Source organism: Mesorhizobium sp. M7A.F.Ca.CA.004.06.1.1, from assembly GCF_003999135.1.
GTDB lineage: Bacteria > Pseudomonadota > Alphaproteobacteria > Rhizobiales > Rhizobiaceae > Mesorhizobium.
Window position 1 is genome coordinate 1 of the sequence record NZ_RZPQ01001216.1, and the last position, 1,025, is coordinate 1,025.

At 63.6% G+C, this 1,025-nt stretch carries 2 protein-coding genes; both read right to left on the bottom strand.

What is annotated here, in order from left to right; genetic code table 11:
• The coding region (locus EN906_RS35250) for an SDR family NAD(P)-dependent oxidoreductase (protein ID WP_127375827.1) at positions 1 to 256 on the bottom strand (256 nt) is incomplete at its 3' end.
• Positions 253 to 1,025 (bottom strand): ABC transporter ATP-binding protein (locus tag EN906_RS35255; RefSeq protein ID WP_127268137.1); only part of this gene is annotated, 773 nt, incomplete at its 5' end. The genes EN906_RS35250 and EN906_RS35255, both read right to left, overlap by 4 nt.

The following is a 1,025-nucleotide window of genomic DNA, read 5'->3' on the forward strand; positions in this document are numbered from 1 at the left end:
GCTCGAGGCCGGCATTGTTGATGAGCACGTCGATCCGGGAGATCGGTCCGAGGGCCGCGCCGACCGCCTCGCGGTCGGCGATGTCGGCCTCCGTGCCTGTGGCGCCCAAGTCGTGGGCCCGTTCGTGCACGGCCGCGTCGTTGGCAATGAGGTGCAGGCTGGCGCCGGCCTGGGCGAAGCCCTTGGCGATGCCGAGCCCGATGCCTCGGCTCGCTCCGGTGATCACGACCGTCTTTCCGGAAAAGGAGAGGCTCATACGACCACTCCGGTTTCGTTGCGGATCAGATGCAGGACCTTGTTGCGCAGCTCGAAGAATTTCTGGGTTTCGCGAATCTCCAGCGGCCGGTCCGGGCCAAGCTCTGCCGCCACGTCGATATCGGCGACGATCGAGGCTGGACGGCGTGAGAACAGGATGATCCGGTCGGCGAGAAATACGGCTTCTTCGACGTCGTGGGTGACGAAGATGATGGTCTTTTCCTCGCGGATCTGGATCTGCCGCAGCTCGACCTGAAGCCGCTCGCGCGTCAGCGCGTCGAGGGCGCCGAAAGGCTCGTCCATCAACAGCACGTCTGAGCCTGCGGCGAGCGTGCGGGCTATGGCCACGCGCTGGCGCATGCCTCCCGAGATCCGGTTTGGATAGGAGTCGGCAAAGTCGGCGAGCCCGAACAGCTTGAGATAGTGGCTGATACGCTCGGCTCTTTCGGTGGCACCGAGGTCCTTCCTGTAGCGCATGCCGAAGGCGATGTTGTTTTTGACCGTCAACCAGGGAAACGACGAATAGGACTGGAACACCATGCCGCGCCGACGGTCCGGCCTGACGACCTTTTCCCCGCCAAGCAGGATCGAGCCCGAACTCGGTTCGTCGAGGCCGCCGACCATGCGCATCAAGGTGGTCTTGCCGCAGCCCGATGGGCCGAGAAAGACGACCAGCGAATTGCGCTCGAGGCCAAGGCTGGTGTTTCGCACGACATCGACGGGGCCGAAGGACTTGGCCGTGTCGATGAATTGAACATATCCGGTCATGT